At 42.9% G+C, this 15,791-nt stretch carries 13 protein-coding genes; 7 read left to right on the top strand and 6 right to left on the bottom strand.

Annotated elements, in window-relative coordinates; genetic code table 11:
• Positions 1-3: 3 nt before the first annotated feature.
• Positions 4-2,424: a DNA topoisomerase IV subunit A gene (parC, locus tag SB658_RS19970; RefSeq protein ID WP_038427726.1), complete on the top strand. Its 2,421-nt coding sequence runs from the start codon at positions 4-6 to the stop codon at positions 2,422-2,424.
• Positions 2,425-2,470: 46 nt separating this feature from the next.
• Here parC and SB658_RS19965 read toward each other — a convergent pair whose 3' ends face one another.
• Both SB658_RS19965 and SB658_RS19960 read right to left on the bottom strand, forming a co-directional pair.
• Entirely contained in the window at positions 2,471-2,596 is a 126-nt protein-coding gene (locus tag SB658_RS19965; protein ID WP_003231548.1) for a hypothetical protein, read from the bottom strand.
• Between the two features lie 25 nt (positions 2,597-2,621).
• A complete protein-coding gene (locus SB658_RS19960) occupies positions 2,622-2,975 on the bottom strand; it encodes a hypothetical protein (protein WP_003245190.1) in 354 nt (117 codons plus the stop codon).
• A 510-nt stretch (positions 2,976-3,485) separates the two neighbouring features.
• On the opposite strand from SB658_RS19960, the gene SB658_RS19955 reads away from it, so the two are divergent.
• The 3 genes from SB658_RS19955 to SB658_RS19945 all read left to right on the top strand — a co-directional run bounded on the left by SB658_RS19955 (position 3,486) and on the right by SB658_RS19945 (position 7,014).
• Positions 3,486-4,883 (top strand): alanine/glycine:cation symporter family protein, encoded by a 1,398-nt coding sequence (locus SB658_RS19955; protein WP_015383775.1) that lies wholly within the window; start codon positions 3,486-3,488, stop codon positions 4,881-4,883.
• A 301-nt stretch (positions 4,884-5,184) separates the two neighbouring features.
• Positions 5,185-6,684 (top strand): endo-1,4-beta-glucanase EglS, encoded by a 1,500-nt coding sequence (eglS, locus tag SB658_RS19950; protein ID WP_029726678.1) that lies wholly within the window; start codon positions 5,185-5,187, stop codon positions 6,682-6,684.
• 66 nt (positions 6,685-6,750) lie between these two features.
• A complete protein-coding gene (locus tag SB658_RS19945; RefSeq protein WP_029726679.1) occupies positions 6,751-7,014 on the top strand; it encodes a YnfE family protein in 264 nt (87 codons plus the stop codon).
• Between the two features lie 266 nt (positions 7,015-7,280).
• Here the strand turns inward: SB658_RS19945 and xynC are convergent, their stop codons facing one another.
• On the bottom strand, positions 7,281-8,549 hold the full coding sequence (gene xynC / locus SB658_RS19940; protein WP_029317861.1) for a glucuronoarabinoxylan endo-1,4-beta-xylanase XynC: 1,269 nt from the start codon (positions 8,547-8,549) through the stop codon (positions 7,281-7,283).
• Between the two features lie 130 nt (positions 8,550-8,679).
• Positions 8,680-10,221 (bottom strand): alpha-L-arabinofuranosidase, encoded by a 1,542-nt coding sequence (gene xynD / locus SB658_RS19935; protein ID WP_120363434.1) that lies wholly within the window; start codon positions 10,219-10,221, stop codon positions 8,680-8,682.
• Between the two features lie 593 nt (positions 10,222-10,814).
• Between xynD and SB658_RS19930 the strand changes: the two genes are divergently transcribed.
• The 3 genes from SB658_RS19930 to uptA all read left to right on the top strand — a co-directional run bounded on the left by SB658_RS19930 (position 10,815) and on the right by uptA (position 12,830).
• Positions 10,815-11,261 (top strand): GtrA family protein, encoded by a 447-nt coding sequence (locus SB658_RS19930; protein ID WP_085187648.1) that lies wholly within the window; start codon positions 10,815-10,817, stop codon positions 11,259-11,261.
• 6 nt (positions 11,262-11,267) lie between these two features.
• Positions 11,268-12,161, top strand: a complete 894-nt coding sequence (galU, locus tag SB658_RS19925) for a UTP--glucose-1-phosphate uridylyltransferase GalU (RefSeq protein ID WP_085187645.1) — start codon at positions 11,268-11,270, stop codon at positions 12,159-12,161.
• A 72-nt stretch (positions 12,162-12,233) separates the two neighbouring features.
• Positions 12,234-12,830, top strand: coding sequence for an undecaprenyl phosphate transporter UptA (uptA, locus tag SB658_RS19920; protein ID WP_003231529.1), 597 nt, complete (start codon positions 12,234-12,236; stop codon positions 12,828-12,830).
• Between the two features lie 48 nt (positions 12,831-12,878).
• Here the strand turns inward: uptA and nrnB are convergent, their stop codons facing one another.
• Positions 12,879-14,078, bottom strand: coding sequence for an oligoribonuclease NrnB (gene nrnB, locus SB658_RS19915; protein WP_017696504.1), 1,200 nt, complete (start codon positions 14,076-14,078; stop codon positions 12,879-12,881).
• A 169-nt stretch (positions 14,079-14,247) separates the two neighbouring features.
• On the bottom strand, positions 14,248-15,783 hold the full coding sequence (locus SB658_RS19910; RefSeq protein WP_080477773.1) for an acyl-CoA carboxylase subunit beta: 1,536 nt from the start codon (positions 15,781-15,783) through the stop codon (positions 14,248-14,250).
• Between the last annotated feature and the right edge of the window lie 8 nt (positions 15,784-15,791).

The raw sequence follows: 15,791 nt of genomic DNA, 5'->3' as shown, positions 1-15,791 counted from the left end.
TGATTGTCACAGCCAGAATTATTTCATGATTTACCATTAGAAGAGGTGATCGGCGACCGTTTTGGACGCTACAGTAAATATATTATTCAAGACAGGGCGCTGCCCGATGCGAGAGACGGATTAAAGCCGGTACAGCGCAGAATTCTGTATGCGATGCATACAGATGGAAACACGTTTGATAAAAACTTCAGAAAAGCGGCCAAAACGGTCGGTAACGTCATCGGTAACTATCATCCGCACGGTGACAGCTCGGTTTATGAAGCAATGGTGCGGATGAGCCAGGATTGGAAAGTTCGTAATGTGTTAATCGAAATGCATGGAAACAATGGAAGTATCGACGGAGATCCCCCGGCAGCCATGCGTTATACAGAGGCACGATTATCTCCGATTGCATCTGAGCTTCTTCGGGATATTGACAAAAACACGGTTGAATTTGTGCCGAACTTCGATGACACAAGCAAGGAGCCTGTCGTACTCCCGGCGATGTTTCCTAACCTATTGGTCAACGGATCTACCGGGATTTCAGCAGGATACGCGACCGACATTCCCCCTCATCATCTGGGAGAAGTCATTGATGCTGTCACTAAGCGTATTCAAATGCCATCTTGCTCTGTTGATGAACTCATGGAAGTCATTAAAGGGCCTGATTTTCCGACAGGCGGTATTATTCAGGGCATTGACGGGATAAGAAAAGCTTACGAAACCGGAAAAGGAAAAATCATTATTCGCGGAAAGGCTGAAATTGAAACAATCAGAGGCGGACGAGAACAAATTGTCATTACTGAAATTCCATTTGAAGTAAATAAAGCAAACCTTGTAAAAAAAATGGACGAGTTCCGTATTGATAAAAAGGTTGAAGGCATCTCAGAGGTTCGTGATGAAACGGATCGAACAGGGCTGAGAGTGGTCATTGAACTGAAAAAAGAAGCTGATGCCAAAGGCATTTTGAATTTCTTATATAAAAATACTGATTTGCAGATCACATATAACTTCAATATGGTGGCTATCCATAACCGCCGTCCGATGCTGATGAGCCTGCCGTCTATTTTGGATGCATATATCGGACACCAAAAGGAAGTTGTCACAAACCGGTCCGTTTACGAGCTTCAAAAAGCAAAAGACAGACATCATATCGTAGAAGGGCTCATGAAAGCTTTGTCTATTTTGGATGAAGTGATTGCAACAATCCGTTCTTCTAGCGATAAACGTGACGCTAAAAACAATTTGATCGCCAAATATGAATTTACAGAGCCTCAGGCTGAAGCCATCGTGTCATTGCAGCTATATCGTTTAACCAATACCGATATCACAGCGCTTAAGGAAGAGGCAGAAGAGCTCGGTAAAAAAATTGAAGAGCTCGAATCTATTCTGAGCAATGATAAAAAACTGCTAAAAGTGATTACAAACAGCTTAAAAGCATTGAAAAAGAAATATGCAGATACGAGACGCTCCGTGATTGAAGAAAAAATTGAAGAAATTAAAATCAATCTCGAAGTCATGGTTGCATCTGAGGATGTATATGTAACCGTTACGAAGGATGGTTACCTAAAACGGACGAGCCAGCGCTCATTTGCCGCTTCCAACGGTCAGGACTTCGGAATGAAAGATACGGACAGGATGCTGCATCAGTTTGAAATGAATACGACAGACGTGCTGCTGCTCTTTACGAACAAAGGAAGCTACATCTATTGTCCTGTTCACCAGCTGCCTGATATCAGATGGAAGGACATGGGCCAGCATTTTTCAAATCTGATCACTATTGACCGTGATGAAACGATTGTAAAGGCCATACCGATAAAAGAATTTGATCCGTCGGCATATCTTCTATTCTTTACGAAAAACGGGATGGTGAAAAAGACAGAGCTCACCCATTATAAAGCACAGCGTTATTCTAAGGCGCTTGTGGCCTTAAATCTGAAGGGTGAAGATGAACTGATTGATGTACATGTAACAAATGGGGAAAGCCAGATCTTTATGGCCACTCACTTAGGGTACGGCCTATGGTTTGGAGAAGACGAAGTGAATGTAGTTGGCGCACGTGCGGCAGGTGTCAAAGGGATTAACTTAAAAGAGGATGACTTTGTTGTCTCCGGTGAGATCCTTCAGCAATCTGATTCAATTGTCTTGTTCACACAGCGGGGAGCGGTAAAACGCATGAGTCTTTCTGAGTTCGAGAAGACATCCCGCGCAAAACGCGGTGTCGTAATGCTAAGGGAACTGAAAAAGAATCCTCACCGTGTTGTAGCACTGTTCGCTTGCGGTCTTGAACAGCGGCTAATGGCAGAAACAGAAAAAGGCGACAGAAAAGAACTGCAGGCAAAAGAGTTGCGGACAAACGACAGATACAGCAATGGCTCTTTCTTTTTTGATGAAGAGGAATCAGGTAAGGTTACAGCTGTTTGGCGCCTTCATACAGAACAATAATAAAAAACCCGCTCATACTATATGAGCGGGTTTCGTTTGTTTTTTATCAGCTTTCATGGTTGGTGAATAGATCTGTTACAGCATGAATGACTTCAATTCCCTGCCATACAAATAAATTCAGCGCTGTGAAAGAAAATAAGCCTAAAATCACCATTCTTAAGATAAACAACATGTTTAACAGCCTCCTCATATTTTCGTTACATAATCGGGTGATGTTGAACATGAAGTTTGCCGAAATAAGACGATTGATAAAATTTGGCCAGTATAAAGCTTTTTTTCCGCTGACGTCTGCGGGAGTATCCCGTACTTTTGCTTTCAGCGGTCAGCAGCAGAACAGCCATTGCCCATAAAGCGGTCAGCGTAAATGCCCCTGTGATGGATTTCTTCTCATCATCAGCATTTTGGCCGGCTTTCATCTCATGCATTTCCTGCTGGTCGGCTACGGCTTTATAATGATGGCCGATATCAAAGGCGTGGGGAATTGAGAACAAATGAAAACTGGCAATCGCCAAGAATAAGATGGATGCTTTCAATATCGTTACTTTTTTCAAATGATCTCCCCCTCCTTTAATATTACTGAATATTTTTATAATAATACCCCAATCCATCCTAAAAGTAAACCTGATTTATTAAATTTAAAAATAAATTTAACCTTGTTAAGTATATATCTTTTTGCTTATTTTTGAAAGAGAAAACTTCTTTTATTAGCGTATGTATACCCGGTTTATGGTGTGAATAAAAACATATTTTAAATGATATGTTTGTTGTTTAGGGTTTATTACTTTATTTATGTGCTAAATCAAAGAGAAAGGCAAGAGAATGGGAAGAAATGATTACATTGTTAAGAGGGTACTCTTTTTTTAAAGCCAGCTTGCAAGGAATGTTTTTATTCGTAGGAAAATAATAGAGAAGGGGTCGACAGAGTAACATCTGGCTATGACAATATTCTTCTCGAAAAAACTTCCTAATTCGTCATATTGTGATATAATAAAACTCGTTGTGTTAAAAAATCTAACATCAAAATCGAATTCGTGTTGAATTGATGAAAACGGGAGGTAAATATGGAGTCTTTTTTCAATAGTTTAATTAATATTCCAAGTGATTTCATCTGGAATTACCTATTTTATATTTTAATAGGGCTTGGATTATTTTTTACCATACGTTTTGGTTTTATCCAATTCCGTTATTTTATTGAAATGTTCAGAATAGTAGGGGAGAAGCCGGAAGGAAATAAAGGTGTTTCATCTATGCAGGCATTCTTTATTTCGGCCGCATCCCGAGTCGGCACAGGGAATTTGACTGGTGTAGCCTTAGCAATTGCGACAGGCGGACCAGGCGCTGTATTTTGGATGTGGGTAGTAGCTGCAGTAGGTATGGCTTCAAGTTTTGTTGAGAGTACGTTAGCGCAGCTTTATAAGGTGAGAGACGGGGAGGATTTCCGCGGAGGCCCGGCTTACTACATTCAAAAGGGTCTTGGAGCCAGATGGCTTGGCATCGTTTTTGCAATCTTAATTACCGTCTCATTCGGCTTGATTTTTAACGCTGTTCAAACAAATACAATTGCTGGAGCATTGGATGGCGCATTCCATGTGAATAAAATAGTTGTAGCCATAGTTCTGGCGGTTTTAACTGCGTTTATCATTTTCGGCGGTTTAAAACGTGTTGTCGCTGTTTCACAGTTAATTGTGCCGGTTATGGCAGGCATTTATATCCTTATCGCTTTATTTGTTGTCATCACGAATATTACAGCTTTCCCTGGCGTTATCGCTACAATTGTTAAAAATGCTTTAGGTTTTGAACAAGTCGTCGGCGGCGGAATAGGCGGCATCATCGTTATCGGTGCGCAGCGCGGACTTTTTTCAAACGAAGCAGGAATGGGGAGCGCACCAAACGCGGCTGCGACGGCTCATGTATCCCATCCGGCAAAGCAAGGCTTTATTCAAACATTAGGCGTATTTTTTGATACATTTATCATATGTACGTCCACAGCATTTATTATTTTGCTGTACAGTGTAACGCCAAAAGGCGACGGCATCCAAGTCACACAGGCTGCTCTTAACCATCATATTGGAGGCTGGGCGCCGACTTTCATCGCAGTCGCAATGTTCTTGTTTGCATTCAGTTCAGTTGTCGGCAACTATTATTATGGCGAGACAAACATTGAATTTATTAAAACAAGCAAAACATGGCTGAACATTTACCGTATCGCTGTAATTGCTATGGTTGTGTATGGATCTTTATCAGGCTTCCAAATCGTTTGGGATATGGCGGACCTCTTTATGGGTATCATGGCGCTGATCAACTTAATTGTGATTACGCTGCTGTCAAACGTTGCTTACAAAGTGTATAAAGATTACGCGAAACAGCGAAAGCAAGGACTTGATCCTGTGTTTAAAGCGAAAAACATCCCAGGGCTGAAAAACGCTGAAACATGGGAAGATGAGAAACAAGAAGCATAATTTAAATATAAAACAAAGCTGCATTCAATAGTTGAATGCAGCTTTTTCATTATTGGAAATAAATTTAATTTTTCGACTCGAATGAAAAATGACGTGTAAAGTCCCAATTCAGTTCGGTTTTCTTTGTTCTATATGTATCATGTGTGTCTTATTCAATGGAGATAGACAAATTGACAGACTTTTAAACCTCCCAAAAACAAGAAATTAGGTTGATAGACAATCATGAGAAAGATTTTTACAATGAGTTCGTGCTCATAAGAAGTGTAGAGCCAAAATGATGCGAAGGAGGAAAAGATCAGATATGAAACGGTCAATCTCTATTTTTATTACGTGTTTATTGATTACGTTATTGACAATGGGCGGCATGCTGGCTTCGCCGGCATCAGCAGCAGGGACAAAAACGCCAGTAGCCAAGAATGGCCAGCTTAGCATAAAAGGTACACAGCTCGTTAACCGAGACGGTAAAGCGGTACAGCTGAAGGGGATCAGTTCACACGGATTGCAATGGTATGGAGAATATGTCAATAAAGACAGCTTAAAATGGCTGAGGGACGATTGGGGTATCACCGTTTTCCGTGCAGCGATGTATACGGCAGATGGCGGTTATATTGACAACCCGTCCGTGAAAAATAAAGTGAAAGAAGCGGTTGAAGCGGCAAAAGAGCTTGGGATATATGTCATCATTGACTGGCATATCTTAAATGACGGTAATCCAAACCAAAATAAAGAGAAGGCAAAAGAATTCTTCAAGGAAATGTCAAGCCTTTACGGAAACACGCCAAACGTCATTTATGAAATTGCAAACGAACCAAACGGTGATGTGAACTGGAAGCGTGATATTAAACCGTATGCGGAAGAAGTGATTTCCGTTATCCGCAAAAATGATCCAGACAACATCATCATTGTCGGAACCGGTACATGGAGCCAGGATGTGAATGATGCTGCCGATGACCAGCTAAAAGATGCAAACGTTATGTACGCACTTCATTTTTATGCCGGCACACACGGCCAATTTTTACGGGATAAAGCAAACTATGCACTCAGCAAAGGAGCACCTATTTTTGTGACAGAGTGGGGAACAAGCGACGCGTCTGGCAATGGCGGTGTATTCCTTGATCAATCGAGGGAATGGCTGAAATATCTCGACAGCAAGACCATCAGCTGGGTGAACTGGAATCTTTCTGATAAGCAGGAATCATCCTCAGCTTTAAAGCCGGGGGCATCTAAAACAGGCGGCTGGCGGTTGTCAGATTTATCTGCTTCAGGAACATTCGTTAGAGAAAACATTCTCGGCACCAAAGATTCGACGAAGGACATTCCTGAAACGCCAGCAAAAGATAAACCCACACAGGAAAACGGTATTTCTGTACAATACAGAGCAGGGGATGGGAGTATGAACAGCAACCAAATCCGTCCGCAGCTTCAAATAAAAAATAACGGCAATACCACGGTTGATTTAAAAGATGTCACTGCCCGTTACTGGTATAACGCGAAAAACAAAGGCCAAAACGTTGACTGTGACTACGCGCAGCTTGGATGCGGCAATGTGACATACAAGTTTGTGACGTTGCATAAACCAAAGCAAGGTGCAGATACCTATCTGGAACTTGGATTTAAAAACGGAACGCTGGCACCGGGAGCAAGCACAGGGAATATTCAGCTTCGTCTTCACAATGATGACTGGAGCAATTATGCACAAAGCGGCGATTATTCCTTTTTCAAATCAAATACGTTTAAAACAACGAAAAAAATCACATTATATGATCAAGGAAAACTGATTTGGGGAACAGAACCAAATTAGTTAAGCTTTTTTTGGCGGACATCAGTAACGATGTCCGTTTTTATCATCTAATAGGAGGTTTGCGTTGTGGATGAAATACTGAAACAGTATATGGTGCTGTACAAAAAAATGAGTAATATGATAAATGGTCCGGACTATCCAGGTAAGGAAAAAGACATCCAGCATCAAAAAGATCAGATCGAAGTTTACGAAAAACAGCTGCAGCAAGATTTTTCTACAGATTATGACTACGATATATTTGCTGACTCGGTTATCAAATGCGCATATGGCGATATGACGCTGGAAGATTTAGAAGCCGTTTATTATGGATTGACAACACCATTTTTTTGATTTGTCATTCAGCAGTAAAATTTCAAAATTTCAATTTCTGTCTCACTAACTTAAGTATACTTTGATATTGAGACAGAAATTTATTTATTTTGTTTACTTCCTAGAATATATATTATGTAAACTAGAAAAGATGAAGATTAAAGCTATGCTGTTTTTATGTCATCCTTTCTTCTTCCTGTAATTCAGCAACAAAATAAAAAAGCGATTTCCCAATCGGAAAAATCGCCAATTCAGACACTCTATTATTTATGTGTGTCTTTGTGCTCTTAACGATTTACAACAAATGTTGTCACGCTTTGAGCTGGAAGATGGGCCCAAAAATGATTGCCTGATACAGTGAGATTCGTTCCAGGTTGTAGATTGCTGCTGCTGCTCGTGATCCATCTAGATACGTTTGAAGCAGATCCATTCTGCAAAACAAAGTTTTGGTTGACTCCTGTGTTGCTTTTATTGATAGCAACAATAACGACCTTGTTGTCACCTTTATAGGCTGACACGTAAACGTTCGCATTAGGGTTTTTCGTTGCATCAATTCTTACATAGCCGGGACGCACAAACTTTGAGAAATGAGCCATATTGTAGCCGCGTTTGCTGATCGTACCATCTTCTTTCATAGGTCCATATGATCTTCGGATGTACCACCATACATAAGCTTGAAAGTCCCCCTCTACCATCGCATTGTGAATATGTTGTGAAACATCCAATGCCTCGGGCCATCGATCCGCCGAGTTGTTATCACTGTTCGGATAGTATACTTCCGTCATCCAAAGGTCCTTCCCCGCTCCTTTTTGTTTGAAAAGAGGATAAGGGAATTGGCTGACCTGGGTGCCGTACAGGTGGGTTCCGAGAATATCCATATTGGCAAGAGCCTGCGGATCGTTCAAAATCGGGTCCGACAAATTCTTCAAGTATTGAAATGACTCAGGCGCAATGACGCGGGCATTGATCGATCCGGCGTTTTCTCTCATAAAGCGAAGTATTTCTTGCGGCGTCCACCACGTCCACTCGTGAGCGTAATCAGGCTCGTTTTGTACCGAAATCGCGTAAAGATTCACACCATTATTCTTCATGAAGGTAACAAAATCGTTAAGATGTTGCGCGTATGCTGCGTACTTGTTGTATTTCAGCCGTTTAGCCGATGTGTCACCATTACGATTAAAGGTCTCAACCATATCACTTGGAGGATTCCAAGGAGAAGCAAAAACAATTGCTCCATGTTTGACCGCACTCTTTGCAGTCTCCACCTCTTTATACCAATTATTTCGATTTTCATCTACATGAATTCTTAAGATTGAAAATCCTAACTGGTTCTGTCCATTGCCAAAAGCAGTTTCTCTTTGAGCTGCTGTAAGATCCCCAGCCCAAGCGGGATGATTCATCCCTCCAAAACCGCGAATCACTTGTTTCTCTGCAGATACATTAACTGTTACATCACTTGCTGCCAAAACTTCAGTAGCGCCTGGCCCTAACATGACTGACAGCATAGTGAAACATACTAATAGTACACAAATTGTTTTTTTTATGCGTGGAATCATTTATTCCTCTCCTTCGTCATGTGTCTTTTACGGTATTAAAAAATCTGCATGGCATATCCATAATGGCGGGCTGTTCCGGTGCCCGCCCGTACTTCACCCGCCTCGTTTTTAAGCGGTCCCATTACGAGTACTATCTTTGCGTAAACTGCCAGTAATCAAAATTAAACAAGTTTCCTGTACCTGTTCCGGTAAATACAAAGAATACTTTGTGCACACCGGTTGCCCCGCTTACTGCAGTTTCTATTTCTCTCCACGTTTGCGCTCCGCCTGTTGAAGGTACATTCAGAGTTCCAACAAGCTTACCGTCTGCACTGTCGAGGCGCACTTCTATTTTCCCGCCTGAAGTGGATGCTACATTTGCTTTAAATGACCTGGCACCGACCGCTCCGAAGTCTGCATTTCCTACAGCAATCCAGTCTCCATTTTGAATGCTTGTTACATGCTGATTATTTACTGGCCCGCCGGGTGCTGTGGACTTCTCTGTCAAAATGCGTCCATTCCAAGCAAACGTTTCAGCTTCTACCCGGTTATAAGGATTCAAATTGGAAAGTTGTGTTACACCTGCATAATTTGCTGCTACCTCTTGGATGGATCCATCTGGGTTATGCACCAGCTTATTAATATGTGGAGAACGGTATCCTTTGCCGGCCCCGAACAGAGCGGAACTGACAGTTTGCGCATGGTACACCACATACCACTCGTTTTTAAAATTGAAAACAGCATGATGGTTGTTTCCGCCACCTCCGAAAAATGCACCCGGATTTTTCAGGAAGTGCCCTCTATATGTAAAGGGACCCATGGGATTTGAACTGGTCATGTAGCCGATCTCACCCGGGGGTTTATCGGCCGGGTGCGTGCCGCCGAAATTAATGCAATAGGAGTAATAATATGTTCCGTTATACTTGTGCAATCCCGAATCTTCAAACATGAAAGGCGCATCAATTGTAGATGCACTTCCAACAACACTCGTCATATCAGGCCCCAATTTTATGACTCTAGCCGTTTTAGGATTGGCCCATTGTGCCTGCGTTGGATTTGAACCGCCAGGAACGCCTCCGCCGGCATACAGGTAACCGGTTCCGTCGTCATCTACAAATACTGCCGGATCAAAAAGCCATACAACACCAGACATTCCTGGCGTACTTGGCGTTACGAGCGGTTTTCCGATTGGGTCGGTCCATGGACCAATCGGGCTGTCTGCGGTGAGAACCCCGATACCTCCGCCGCTGTTTGCGAAATAAAGGAAGAATTTATCCTTGCCATTCATTTTTTTAACTGCGATTGACGGTGCCCATGACGCACCTGCCCATTTTGCAATTCCACGGCCTCCATTAGCTCCATTGGCACCTGCTACCGGAATGGCTCCGTGGTCTGTCCAGTTCACCATATCCGCTGAAGATATGACGAATACTCTATTCAAATTGGCAAATGAATTATCTTTAATTGTTCCGTTGCTATTATATTCATAGTCATCACTTGACATATAGATGTAGACTCTTCCGTTATAGGTCAGCGCAACCGGATCCGCTCCCAAATGATGGTCGATAAGCGGGTTTGAATTCCCTATATGTTTTGCAATTGTAGTACCTGTGGCAGCATACGCAGACTTCCCAGCTAAGCAGCTCAAAAGTAAAACAAGAATCCATAAACATACGCTACACTTTTTCCTCATCACTTCACATCCTCCTTTTTCCTTAAAATGGGGGATTTTCTTTTGGAATTTGATGACAACAGGTCATGAAGATTGCACGCATAAAGTAGCCGGAAGCTGTTTAGCAATGTTCCCAGTTGTTCTGAAAGCTCATCTTCATATGTCTCCATTCTCTCCTTTCTTCGAGGAGATCGCACCACTCCTTCAAAATTGTTCAAAAAAACTTCCCCATTCCTAGCGACCATTGTCCAGAAAATAAAAAGACAGGATTGTTCATGGCCTCCCACTAATCACATTGAACGGAGATTACATCATTATCCAAGATATCCCTTTATCTAACATCCTACATCATTAAAAAAATTGTGTATAGAAACTTTTGGAGGAGTTAGTGTTCGATTCTACAAAGGAACTGGATACATTTATTCATTGATAAGATGGGGCTAACACTCCGTTTATATTTGTATGTTTTCAGACACAAAAAACAGCCGTTCAATGCGGCTGTTTTTTCAAGAGTATAAGACTATTGAGCGGTATACCCGCTTTTTCATGTTTTGTTCATATTTTATTAATTGTTTATTCAACACTGTCCGCTATAGTAATCCATATCAACAAATATGACTGCCACTCGCATCTTTTATGAAGGGAGGTTCGTTACGCTGAAAGAAAAAATAAAGACATTAGGCCGTTTTTGCACCGTAGGCGTCGGCAATACGCTGATAGATTTTGGTGTCTTCTTTCTTCTTACCGCTTGTCATGTCTCTTATCTGCCGGCGCAGATCTGCTCCTATACTGCAGGTATCATCAACAGCTATGTGTGGAACCGGAATTGGACGTTTTGTGTGAAAGGTAAGGCTGACGGGAAAGAGATCGCACGTTTTCTCATGATTAATATTGCCGCGTCGGGGATCACCTTTTTGCTGCTTTATTTGTTTCAAAATTGCGGCTGCTCGCTTTTGGTGAGTAAGCTCGCCGCCACTATCGGCGGAATGATGATGAATTTTATCGGAAACCGAATCTGGGTATTTGGAGATTCGCTGAAAAACATACAGGATCAGGAGTGAAGATGAATGAGAAAAAAAGTGAGAAAAGCGGTTATACCCGCAGCGGGTTTAGGAACGAGATTTCTGCCGGCGACAAAGGCGCAGCCTAAAGAAATGCTCCCAATCGTCGACAAACCAGCAATCCAATATATTGTAGAAGAGGCCGCAGAGTCAGGAATTGAAGATATACTGATTATTACAGGGAGAAACAAACGCTCGATTGAAGATCATTTTGATCGGTCGGCGGAATTGGAATTCAATCTCCGGGAAAAAGGCAAGACGGAGACACTTAAGGAAATGCAGCAGATTGCCGATTTGGCCAACATTCATTACATCCGCCAGAAAGAACCGCTCGGATTAGGCCATGCGGTGCTGTGTGCGGAGCATTTTATCGGAGATGAGCCTTTTGCCGTTCTCTTAGGTGATGATATTATGGTGTCTGAAACACCGGCTCTTCGGCAATTAATGGATGTATATGACGTTTATGGCACAGAGGTTGTCGGTGTACAGTCAGTTCTCCCTGAGGATGTCAGCAAATATGGTATTATAAATACATCAGGGTCTCAAGGGCATATATACGAAGTGAACGATTTAGTGGAAAAGCCTTCTCCTGAAGAAGCGCCTTCGGAAATCGCAGTGATGGGACGTTATGTGCTGAATTCTTCGATCTTCTCCGTTTTGAAGACAATTGGCAGAGGCGCGGGCAACGAAATTCAGCTGACAGATGCGCTTCGTGAGGTTTGCCGTAAGGAGCCGATCCATGCCCGGCTGCTGGAAGGAAATCGATATGACATTGGCGATAAGCTAGGCTGTTTTAAAGCGAGCACCGAAATCGGCTTAATGCGTCCCGAAATGAGATCTCAGCTTTTGGCCTATTTAGAAGATGTGATCAAACGGGAAACGAAAGAAATGCTGCGGTAAAAAAATTGTAACCATCTTGCTCGTCAATCAGTCATATAATAGTGAAAAAGATTAGGACAGGTTGTGAAGAATGTGGGCAGTTTGATAAGCGAAATTTTAACATGGCTGACGAACATGGGATATGCGGGTATTGCGATTGGGTTAATGATTGAAATCATTCCGAGTGAGATTGTATTAGCTTATGGCGGCTATATGGTATCGGAGGGCACGATTGGATTTATTGGCGCAATTATTGCGGGTGTTATCGGGGGCACCATTGCCCAGATCTTTATTTACTGGATCGGTCGCTATGGCGGCAGGCCATTTCTGGACAAATACGGGAAGTATTTATTGATTAAAAAGCATCATATCGACATGTCGGAAAACTGGTTTCAGAAATACGGCGCCGGAGTTGTCTTCTCGGCTCGTTTTATACCGGTTGTCAGACATGCCATATCCATTCCGGCAGGTATTGCCAGAATGCCTTTTCTCAAATTTGTGGTACTGACTGTGCTTGCTATCATTCCATGGTCTATTCTGTTTGTTTATTTAGGCATACAGCTAGGAAGCCAGTGGGATGATGTTGAGAATATAGCGGGCACTTATACAACACCGATTATGATATTGGCTGTTGTCGTGATAGCCCTTTATTTTGTGATTAAGAAACGTACAGCCATATTTAAACGATAGCTAGCGGATATGCATAGGGGTGACTGACGCTCCCCTATGCATATATTTTTACTTCCGATGTTGATTTGCCAGCTTCAGATTCTCCGCTAAAAATGCGACAAACACTTCATCCCGCACGAGCGATGCGGCATAATTTCTCTTAATAAACCATTCTGCCTCTTCAAACGCTGCGAATGTTTCGTCTTGGGTTTCTCCGTTAATTTGAATATTCCATTCGTTGTCTAAAGGGAAAAGAAAAAATCTCATTTGTGCGCGATTTTCATATAATGATCCATTCGCAGATCCCTTTAGATTATAGATGTTACGGAAGGCATCCGGCCGTACAGGATCAATACGGAAAGCTTCAGCTACAAACAACTCGTATACTTCATCGGTTATTGAACAGCCGGACGCTTTTGCATGCCCTCCGCCGCCATATCGGCCGGCGATTTCTGACACATCGATGTAATCATGAATGGTGCGGAGACTGACTCGTTTTGACCCCATGCTCAAAATCGCAATGTAATCGAGGTGCGGGTTATCTTTCCCTAGCCTGTTCCCCAGCTCTGAATGGTACGATTCAGCGTGAACGATGCCTACACAGTGTTCGTGAACAAAGGTTTGTACCATTTCCCTTTTCTTTCTGCGGAGGTAGCGCTCGATTTTTTCGTCTTCTAAATCAAGCAGTTTTTCTTCAAAATCATCGAAGAAAAATTCGTCATGCGCGGAAAGGCGCTGGATCATTTTTGCTTCAAATTCATCGATTGACAGCAAAAAGAAAAGATCATTAAGCCGCTTCGCCTGTTTTTGATCGTACCGCTCCCACTCCCATGTATCGTATTGGCGGACGAGCTCTGTGAATTGATCTAAGGCATTTGTCGGTTTCATGAAGCCATTTTCAACGAGATAGCCATATAAAAGCGATGTCGCGGATGTGAGCCTTCCATCATCGTATTCCACCTGGACAAATCCCCATTCATGCTCATTCAAATGAAGGGCTGTTTTATGATGGTCAATGAGCTTCACTTTGCCCCCTGCATGAACATACTCATTCAATCTCTCTTCGTTTTCTTCATTGACTGCGAGATCGGTGATGAATAACGCGTCCTGTCTGTTGCTCTCCTTCGCTTTTTCTAAAAAGTACTGCACCTGTGCGTTTAAGCCATTGACAGAGTTATATCGGACCTCTACGTCTTTTCCGAACGCTAATTTTGCTACGATTCCGCACCCTACTCCGTCCAAGTCGTTATGTGAATATAAATGATACATAATGTAGGCCCCTTTTTATGATAAACTGACAATTGCCGCTAGAGGTGCGGCAGCCTTTATTTACTATTCTAAAAAACCAAGCGTTTTATGCAATGGTAATTAGTTGACATAATGTTGTTATTGTAAATATACAAAGGAGCGCTTTTTTTGCGCTCCTAAGTTCTTGCTTTTACACCGGATAAACCGGATGCTTTCGATTGGTAAATGTCATTTCCTTTGTCATGTATGCCTTGAGCCGTTTGGCAAGCTCATCACGCAGCGAATTGGCTGGGATAACAGCATCAATGATCATTTCTGAAGCCAGACGGTAGATATTGATGTCCTCTTTGTATTTCTCCCGTTTGCTGCTGATAAATGCGGCTCTCTCTTCTTCTGGCAGCTCGGCGATTTTTTTAGCGTAGACAGCGTTTACAGCTGCCTCAGGGCCCATGACGGCGATTTGGGCGGTTGGGAGCGCTAGACAGCAATCCGGTTCAAATGCCGGCCCTGCCATTGCATACAACCCAGCCCCGTAAGCTTTTCGGACAATGACAGAGAGTTTTGGAACAGTTGCCTCCGACATCGCAGAAATCATTTTCGCTCCGTGTCTGATAATCCCAGCCTGTTCTACTTTTGTGCCAATCATAAAACCGGGGATATCGGCTAAGAACAGCAATGGGATATGAAAAGCGTCACATAAGGTAATAAACTTAGCCGCTTTGTCTGCTGAATCGTGGAATAAGACGCCTCCTTTTACCTTCGGCTGGTTTGCAACAATGCCGACAGGCTGTCCGTGGATTCGTGCGAGGCCCGTCAATAATTCCGGTGCAAATAAGGCTTTGATCTCAAAAAATGAGTCTTCATCTATGACCCGCTCAATCAGCTCATGCATATCAAAAGGTGCGTTTTGATTTTGCGGAATGACGTCGGCAAGCGGAGTTTTGAAGTGTTTTGGCGGGCGTTTCTCATGAATGGGCGCTTTTTCTTGAAAATTTGCCGGAAAGTAAGACAAATAAGCCCGCGCCAGCTGTATGGCTTCTTCTTCAGTTTCTGCAAGAATATCTCCGCAGCCGGAGATTGAGCAATGCATACGGGCACCACCCATTTCTTCAAGAGACACTTTTTCGCCAATAACCATTTCCGCCATCCTTGGCGAGCCTAAATACATGGAGGCGTTACCGTCTACCATAACGACGATATCACAGAAGGCCGGAATATAAGCGCCACCTGCTGCAGATGGTCCGAAAAGCAGACAGATTTGCGGAATGCGTCCCGATAATTTGACTTGATTGTAAAAAATTCTTCCTGCACCGCGTCTCCCTGGAAAGACATTGATTTGGTCGGTAATTCGGGCGCCTGCCGAATCGACTAAATAAATGAGCGGACAGTTTAATTTTTCGGCGGTTTCTTGAATTCTGATGATTTTTTCAACTGTTTTTGCTCCCCATGACCCCGCTTTCACTGTTGAATCATTCGCCATGACGCAAACGGTTTGGCCGCCGATTTTGCCGATAGCGGTTACAACTCCGTCAGCGGGAAGCCCGTCTGACATACATTCCGCAAAAAAAGCGTCTTCTAGCTCAATGTCATCGTCAAAGAGAAGGGAAAGCCGCTCTCTGACAAAGAGCTTGCCTTTTTCCCGATTGCTTTGATGATACTTTTCCGCTCCGCCTTTTCGAATCCGTTCAGCCCGTTCTGTTCGTTCCTTTTCATAATCCATGAGCATTGCCTCCC

This window comes from Bacillus sp. SIMBA_008 (assembly GCF_046535495.1).
In the GTDB taxonomy this organism is placed as follows: domain Bacteria; phylum Bacillota; class Bacilli; order Bacillales; family Bacillaceae; genus Bacillus; species Bacillus subtilis.
This window is presented reverse-complemented; position numbering and strand designations above follow the sequence as displayed.

Coding starts and splice junctions, on each gene's coding strand:
- SB658_RS19910 (WP_080477773.1), bottom strand. CDS start 15,783: ATGCTCATGGATTATGAAAAGGAACGAACAGAACGGGCTGAACGGATT.
- eglS (WP_029726678.1), top strand. CDS start 5,185: ATGAAACGGTCAATCTCTATTTTTATTACGTGTTTATTGATTACGTTA.
- galU (WP_085187645.1), top strand. CDS start 11,268: ATGAGAAAAAAAGTGAGAAAAGCGGTTATACCCGCAGCGGGTTTAGGA.
- nrnB (WP_017696504.1), bottom strand. CDS start 14,078: ATGTATCATTTATATTCACATAACGACTTGGACGGAGTAGGGTGCGGA.
- SB658_RS19955 (WP_015383775.1), top strand. CDS start 3,486: ATGGAGTCTTTTTTCAATAGTTTAATTAATATTCCAAGTGATTTCATC.
- xynC (WP_029317861.1), bottom strand. CDS start 8,549: ATGATTCCACGCATAAAAAAAACAATTTGTGTACTATTAGTATGTTTC.
- SB658_RS19965 (WP_003231548.1), bottom strand. CDS start 2,596: ATGTTGTTTATCTTAAGAATGGTGATTTTAGGCTTATTTTCTTTCACA.
- SB658_RS19930 (WP_085187648.1), top strand. CDS start 10,815: ATGACTGCCACTCGCATCTTTTATGAAGGGAGGTTCGTTACGCTGAAA.
- xynD (WP_120363434.1), bottom strand. CDS start 10,221: ATGAGGAAAAAGTGTAGCGTATGTTTATGGATTCTTGTTTTACTTTTG.